This is a genomic window from Microbacterium sp. UBA3394, from assembly GCF_002358725.1.
Lineage (GTDB): Bacteria > Actinomycetota > Actinomycetes > Actinomycetales > Microbacteriaceae > Microbacterium > Microbacterium luteum.
The window spans coordinates 2,306-9,401 of record NZ_DEPK01000211.1 but is presented as its reverse complement, the minus strand read 5'-3'; the positions used below and the strand labels follow the sequence as shown (position 1 = coordinate 9,401).

The 7,096-nt window shown below is 68.4% G+C and carries 7 protein-coding genes; all 7 read right to left on the bottom strand.

The window, feature by feature from the left end; all coding sequences use genetic code 11:
- Positions 1-666: 666 nt before the first annotated feature.
- Positions 667-1,293 carry a helix-turn-helix domain-containing protein gene (locus B4E30_RS13125; protein WP_286795539.1) on the bottom strand — a complete coding sequence of 209 codons (627 nt, stop codon included), beginning with the start codon at positions 1,291-1,293 and terminating at the stop codon, positions 667-669.
- Positions 1,294-1,303: 10 nt separating this feature from the next.
- Entirely contained in the window at positions 1,304-2,341 is a 1,038-nt protein-coding gene (gene add / locus B4E30_RS13120) for an adenosine deaminase (protein WP_286795538.1), read from the bottom strand.
- A gap of 4 nt (positions 2,342-2,345) precedes the next feature.
- Positions 2,346-3,245, bottom strand: coding sequence for an ABC transporter permease (locus B4E30_RS13115; RefSeq protein ID WP_194384273.1), 900 nt, complete (start codon positions 3,243-3,245; stop codon positions 2,346-2,348).
- A complete protein-coding gene (locus B4E30_RS13110) occupies positions 3,242-4,072 on the bottom strand; it encodes an ABC transporter permease (protein ID WP_286795537.1) in 831 nt (276 codons plus the stop codon). The genes B4E30_RS13115 and B4E30_RS13110 overlap by 4 nt, the downstream gene beginning before the upstream one ends.
- Positions 4,062-4,880: an ABC transporter ATP-binding protein gene (locus tag B4E30_RS13105; protein WP_071044355.1), complete on the bottom strand. Its 819-nt coding sequence runs from the start codon at positions 4,878-4,880 to the stop codon at positions 4,062-4,064. Before B4E30_RS13105 ends, B4E30_RS13110 begins: the two co-directional genes overlap by 11 nt.
- 22 nt (positions 4,881-4,902) lie before the next feature.
- Complete coding sequence (locus B4E30_RS13100; protein ID WP_286795536.1) at positions 4,903-5,982, bottom strand: ABC transporter substrate-binding protein; 1,080 nt, start codon at positions 5,980-5,982, stop codon at positions 4,903-4,905.
- Between the two features lie 172 nt (positions 5,983-6,154).
- Positions 6,155-7,096, bottom strand: a 942-nt coding sequence (locus B4E30_RS13095) for an amidohydrolase family protein (protein ID WP_286795535.1), incomplete at its 5' end; no start/stop codon positions are given.

Sequence of the window (7,096 nt, the reverse complement as noted above, 5' to 3'; positions counted from 1 at the left end):
CGGGGCACCGGGGGCCGGGGCGCCCGGACATCCGGACGCCGAGGGACGACTTGCTGCCGGCTCGAGTCGCCCTCGTGACGCAATTCAGGCTGGCAACGCGCCGGCGGACCCACAACCGACCAAACCGGCGACAGCAAGAGCGGCCAGCCTGAATTGCGTCACGATGGCGAGCGAAGACCCACCCGCAAGACCCGCCCGCTGCCGGAGACCCACGGGCGGTGGTCGACGCACCAGCCACCCGGGTGCCGGCGCGGGCACTGTCCGTGCACCAACTCAGGCTGACGCCCGGGTCCGAGGCCGAAATCCGGCCGCGCTCGCACCGCCGAGAGCAGCCAGCCTGAGTTGCGGCACGGTGACGAGCGAGAACCCGCTCGAAGACCCGGCCGCCCCCGGAGACCCACGGGCGGTGCTCGACGCGCGAGCACCGACCCCACCCGTGCACGAATTCAGGCTGGCGCTCGGGTCACGACCCGTACACCGGCCAGAACCGCGCACCCGAACGGAACCAGCCTGAATTCGTGCACGGTCGCCGGCCACGACGCTCGCGCGGTGGCCGGTACGACATCCGCGCGGTGGCCAGCCTGACCCTGCCACGCGGCGGCCAAGCACGCGCGCCGGGCAGCGCCGGGCAGTAACCCGTGGCTCCCGCGATCGCCGTGAAGCGGGTCAGGCGCGGCGGGAACCCTGCTTCACCACGACCAGGCGGTAGGGGGCGCCGTCGGCCGACCACCACCGGTGGGCCACTCCGCCGGCGTAGTAGGCGGAGTCTCCGACGGACAGCGTGCGCGTCTCGCCGTCGAGATCGAGGACGACCGTGCCCTCGACGACGTAGACGAACTCGTCTTCCGGATGCTGGAATGCCTCCCCGGGTGAGGTCGCCGCGGCGCTGATCTCCACCGGATGCAGTGGCCGCGACGCCGCGGCCAGCAGGCGTGCGCTGCCGCTGGCGAAGCCGTCGGGCACCGTCGTGCCGCGCGGGTCGTCGCGGCGCTGTATCTCGACCGGCGGAAGATCGGCGACGGGTTCGTCGGCGGCGGCGACGAGCTCGATGGGACTCGTCTGCAGCGCGACGGCGATGCGTCGCAGCGACCCGAGGCTCGGCTGCGCAAGCCCACGCTCGAGTTGGCTGAGGAACGGATGCGACAGTCCTGTCGCCTCGGCGACCTGCACGAGCGTCAGCCCGTGCCCTTTCCTCAGGCGCCGGATGTGGGCCCCGAGGCGCAGGCCCGACGCCTCGCCGTCCGCGGCGTCGACTCCGGCGGACGAGGTGCCGGCCGGAAGCGTGCTCGTCACCGGGCCGACCTCAGACGGGCAGTTCGACGCCGGCGGAGACGGCGTAGTCGCGCACGTCCTGCACGAACGCGTCTCGACGGCGTGCCGTGAGCCACGACGCTTCGAACGAGTTGACCGCCAACTGAACCAGATCGGTCGCTGTCAGGCCGGCCTGTTCCGCGAGTGCCACGTAGTTGTCGCCGACGTATCCGCCGAAGTAGGCGGGGTCGTCGGAGTTGACCATGACGCGGGCGCCCTTGCGCAGCAGCGAGACGATCTCGTCGCTCTTCATCTGATCGGTCACGAACGAGTTCGACACCGGGCACGTGGTGAAGCCGATGCCCTTGGCGATCGCCGCGTCGACGAGCGCCGGATCTTCGACGATGTTCGTGCCGTGGTCGATGCGATCGACCTGGATGTCTTCGAGCACCGTGCGGATGTTGTCGATCGACCCGACCTGGTCGATATCGCAGTGCATCGTGAGGAAGAAGCCCTCCGCCCGGGCCCGGGCGAACACCGTCGCGAACTTCTCGGGCGGATTGCCCCGTTCGTCGGAGTCGAGCCCGACTCCCACGATCCACGCCTTGTAGGGCAGCGCCTCCATGAGGGTGGCCATGGCGTACTCGGCGGAGAAGTCGCGCAGGAAGCAGAGGATGAGCTCGGCCGAGATGCCCAGCTCGTCCTGCGCGCGCACGGCCGCCCGGCGATAGCCGGTGATGACCTCGGCGAAGGGCACGCCACGGCTCGTGTGGGCCTGCGGATCGAAGAACATCTCGACATGCACGACGCCCTGCGCCTTCGCGCGCTGCAGGTACGCCCAGGCGAGATCGTGGAAGTCGTCAGCGGTCTGCAGCACCTGCATCGCCGGGTAGTACACCGCGAGGAAGCTCGTCAGGTCGGTGAAGTCGTAGCTGGCCTTCACATCCTCGACGGTCTTCTGGTCGAGCTCGATGCCGTTCTTCGCCGCGAGGGCGAACTTCAGCTCCGGCTCGAGGGTTCCTTCGAGGTGCAGGTGCAGTTCCGCCTTCGGGAGCCCGTGGGCGAAGGCGGCGAGATCGATGGTGCTCAAGGAGTCAGACGCCCTTCTGGGGATGCATGCCCATACGGGCCAGCACGACGTCCTCGACGATCTGGACGACGTTGTAGAGGATGAGGGACACGGCGGTGACCGCGACGACGGAGGTCCAGAGCGCACTGAACTGGGCCTGCGGCACATAGCCGGCGATCGAACCGCCGATGCCGCCGCCGACCGCGAGCCACTCCGCCAGCAGCGCCCCGGTGATCGCGCCGGGCACCGAGATGCGCACGGCCGCGAAGAAGGCCGGAAGCGAGGTCGGCATCGCGACCTTCTGCAGCTTCGTCCACGCGCCGCCGCCGTACACGTCGACGAGGTCGTTCATCTGCGGCGACGCCGAGCGCAGCCCGAAGGAGATGTTCACCAGGGCGGGGAACAGCACGACGATGCCGCCGATCACGGCGAGGGTCCAGAAGTCGCGACCGAAGATCAGGATGATCACCGGCGCCATCGCGACGAGCGGCACCGAGCGCAGCAGCATCGCGACGGGCATGAGGGCGTGCTCGATCCCCTTGTTGAGCTGGAACACCGTGGCACCGAGCGTCGCCACGACGAGCCCCGCGATGAAGCCGATCGCCGCATCGCCGAGGGTGACCATGAGGTTGGCGAAGATCATCTCGCGATTGGCTTCGGCCGCGGGCACCTCGAAGAGGTAGTTCCACACGTCGATCGGGCCCTTGGCGATCAGCGGGGAGATCTGGAAGACCCACAGCACACCGACCCAGATGACGATCACGGCGACGATCGTGCCGAGGAAGGTCGCCATGCCCCAGAGGAACGCACGCAGCGCCCCGGTGGCGGCCTGCTTGCGCATCGTGTTCTGCAGCCGCTCGGATGTCGCCGGCGGCCCCGCGGGGTCGGGCGGCGATGCGACGGGCGGACTCGTGACGGATGTCATGACGCACTTCCCTTCGACCACGGCGCCGCGACGCGCGCGATGATGCCGACGATGCCGAACCCGGCGAGTGACACGGCTCCGGATGCGAGCGCGAGCGCCCAGACGAGCGGTGCATCCGAGGCCTGCTGCGCCAGCACCATGGCCAGGCCCACGCCGACCTCGATCTTTCCGAAGAACTCGCCGAGGACGGCGCCGAGGAACGCGGCGGGCACGGCGATCTTCAGGGCGTTGAGGATCGCCGGCACGGCGGCGACCAGACGCACCTTGAACAGCTGCGTGAACTTCGATCCGCCGTAAACGGTGATGAGGTCGAGGCTGGTCTTGTCGGCCGACTTCAGTCCCAGCAGGGCGCCGACGACGGTCGTGAAGAAGCACGACAGAGCGGCCAGCAGGATGGCGGTGCCCGCGGGCTCGCCGACGGCCGGCGGCGGGATGAGGACGACGGCGAGCATGCCGATCGCGACGATCGGGACGCAGTACGTGAGGATCGCGACCTGCATCGCCACGCCCTCCAGGCGCGGAACGACGAGCACGAGACCCGACATGAGCAGGGCGAGGCCGTTGCCCCACAGGTAGCCGATGCCGGCCTCGGTGAGGGTCACCGCGAAGTTGCGGGCGAAGTAGTCCCACCCGGCGGCGATGTAGGCGCCGATCACCTCGGGGGGGCTCGGGATCGGACGCGCGCCCGTCGAGCTGACCCAGACGGCCGAGACGATCCACCAGAACGCGATGAGGCCGACACCGCCGATCGTTCCGATGAGCCACGGCGGCAGGCGCACGTCCTCCCACTCGATCGCGCGGGACTTGGTGGGGGCCTCAGTGGTCATCGGCCGCTGCGCCTCCCTCGCCGAACAGCAGCTCGGAAGCCTGGTCGACGTAGGAGTGGAACTCGGGACTGCGCATCATCTCGGGCAGGCGCGGACGAGGCAGGTCGATGGTCATGACCTCCTTGACCCGACCGGGACGCGGGCTCATGACCGCGACCTGATCGGAGAGGAAGATGGCCTCCGAGATGCCGTGGGTGACCAGAAGCGTGGTCGCGGGCTTCTCGGTCCAGATGCGCAGCAGTTCGAGGTTGAGCTTCTGGCGGGTCATGTCGTCGAGCGCACCGAAGGGCTCGTCGAACAGCAGCACCTCGGGCCGCATGATGAGGGATCGCGCGATCGACACGCGCTGGCGCATGCCGCCGGACAGCTGCGCCGGCTTGGCCTTCTCGAAGCCCTTCAGTCCGACGAGGGCGATCATCTCGTCGACGTAGGCCTTGTCGACCTGCTGCCCGGCGATCTCGAAGGGGAGGCGGATGTTCGACACCACGCTGCGCCAGGGAAGCAGCGCGGAGTCCTGGAACGCGATGCCGAGCTTGTTCTCCTTGCGGAGCTCCTTGGGGCTCTTCCCGTCCACGCGGGTCGTTCCGCTCGTGGGCTGCTCGAGCCCGGCGAGGATGCGCAGAATGGTGGACTTGCCGCATCCCGACGGTCCGAGCAGCGACAGGAACGTGCCCTGGTCGGTGTGGAGATTGGCGTCCTGCAGCGCAGCGACCGACTTGCGGCCGCTCGTGAAGACTTTGTTCAGGTCGGTGATCTGCAGGCCGGTGCCCAGGGTCGTCCCCTGGGCACCGGTCTGGGCGACGGGAATCGTCACAGTGGAACTCTCTCAATCAGCCCATGTAGTCGACGAGCTCGGGGTTCTCCTCGTACACCTCGGTGAGGAGGGAGAGGTCGAAGAGGTCCTCGGCGGTCAGCTCGATGCCGGCACCCGCGAGGCTCTCGATCGTCGCGGCCTGAAGCTCGTCGCTGATCGTGAACAGGCCGTTCGCCTCGGTCTCGTCGGTGACCACGAGGTCGACCTGGGCGAGCGATCCGAGGGTCGAGGTGTCGGGGTCGAGACCGAGGTCGGCGCCGTACTCCTCGTAGGCGAGGCGAGCACCCTCTTCGGGGTCGTTGACGAGGTCGGTCCAGCCCATGATCTCGGCCTTCAGGAAGGCCTTCACGGTGGCGGGGTTGTTCGCGATCATGTCGTCGGTGGTGACGAGCGTCTCGGCGACGAACGGCAGGCCGTTGTCGGCGAAGGGGAGGTTGACGGTGTCGTAGCCCTCCTCCGCGACGATGATCGACTCGTTGGTCAGGTACGAGATGAACCCGTCGACCTCGCCGTTGGTGAGCGGCGCCGGGTCGTACTGCACGGGGACGATCTCGACGTCGTCCGAGGTCAGGCCGTTGGCCGACAGGAAGGCGTTGAACAGCGCGGTGTTGGAGTCCTGCACGCCGATCTTCTTGCCGACCAGGTCGTCCACGGTGGCGATGTTGCCGCCGTCGGCGAGAGAGAGAACGGTGAACGGGTTCTTCTGGTAGGTCGTGCCGATGATCTTCAGCGGCGCACCCTCGGAGGCGACGACCGATCCGATCGAGACCGCGTCACTCATGCCGAAGTCGGCGGTGCCCGAGATGAGCTCGGTGGCGCTCGTGGAGGGTCCGGGGACGAGGGTGACCGAGTCGAAGCCGGCGTCGGTGTAGTAGCCGTTGCTGTCGGCGAAGAACTCGCCGGCGAACTCCTCGTTCTTGATCCAGCTGAGCTGCACCGTGATGTCGGTGATCATCTCCTCGGATGCGGCGTCGTCCGTGTCGGCCGCCGGCTCCGAGTCGCTCGAACCGGCGCAGGCGGTGAGGGCGAGAGCCGACACGGCGATGCCGGCCAGTGCCGCGGAGATGCGGCCCCGTCGGGAAGAAAGGAAGGTCATGTGAGATGTCCTCTGGTGCGGGTGGTGCCTCGGGTAAGGGAGCGCGATTCGCAATGCATTCCGTCTCGCGTGCTGAGGACGCTACGGGATGTAGATTTCACGAACACTTGCCGGGGTGTTTCGACCTCGTTACACCCGGCGGGGAGTCCCCCGGTTCAGTGGGGATGACGGATCAGTGGGGATGACCCAGACGCGCCGCGATCTTCGGCAGCTGGGCGTGCACACGCACGCTCGCTTCGGCCGACAGCGGGTTCGTCGACAGGCCGTGCTGCGACACCAGGCGCCCGCCCACGTACACGCGGGTGAGATTGCGCAGGCTCATCGACAGCACGTACGAGCGCACCGGATGCCAGAGCGGTCCGACGTCGGGACGGCGGGGGTCGACGACCACGAAATCGGCGAACTTGCCGACCTCGAGGCTTCCGACCCGATCGGCGACGCCCATGATCTCGGCCCCGCCGAGCGTGTGCAGGCGCAGCAGCGTCTCCGGCATCATCGATCGAGGATCCTTGGTGCGCGCGCGCTGCATCGCCATCCCCATGCGCATGTTCTGCCACGGGTCCGACACGTCGGTGCAGGCTTGGTCGTCGAGCCCCATGCCGACCTTCATCCCCATCTCGAGCATCTCGGGCACCAGCGCCACACCGGACGCGAGACGCCCGTTCGAGGCGGGCTGCCAGGACATGCTCGCACCACCCGCCGCCGTCTCCGCGATGATCTCGGGGGTGGTCTGGATGAAGTGGCCGAACATCATCTCGGGACCGAGCGCTCCCGCGTCGCGGTACATCGCGAACTTCGACTGCTGCAGGGGAACCGCCTCCGGCGACTCCAGGAAGTGCGCCTGGTTCGTCACGCCGAGGCGGCGCATCGCCTCGACCTCGATCTCGGCGGCGTCCTCGCGCGGCGACCACTGCACCTGCCCCATGATCGAGGCGCCCAGAGCGTAGTCCGCGTCGAGCGACCGCGTGTGGGCGACGCTCTGCGCGAAGCGGTCGTGGATCTCGTCGTCGCTGCCGACGGTGGCGTCCATGCCGATCGAGTCGACGAAGCGGATGCCGGCGTCGAGGCAGGCATCCGCCTGTCGCGTGTGATATTCCAGTTCGCGCATGGGAGC

Coding starts and splice junctions, on each gene's coding strand:
- B4E30_RS13115 (WP_194384273.1), bottom strand. CDS start 3,245: ATGACATCCGTCACGAGTCCGCCCGTCGCATCGCCGCCCGACCCCGCG.
- B4E30_RS13110 (WP_286795537.1), bottom strand. CDS start 4,072: ATGACCACTGAGGCCCCCACCAAGTCCCGCGCGATCGAGTGGGAGGAC.
- B4E30_RS13100 (WP_286795536.1), bottom strand. CDS start 5,982: ATGACCTTCCTTTCTTCCCGACGGGGCCGCATCTCCGCGGCACTGGCC.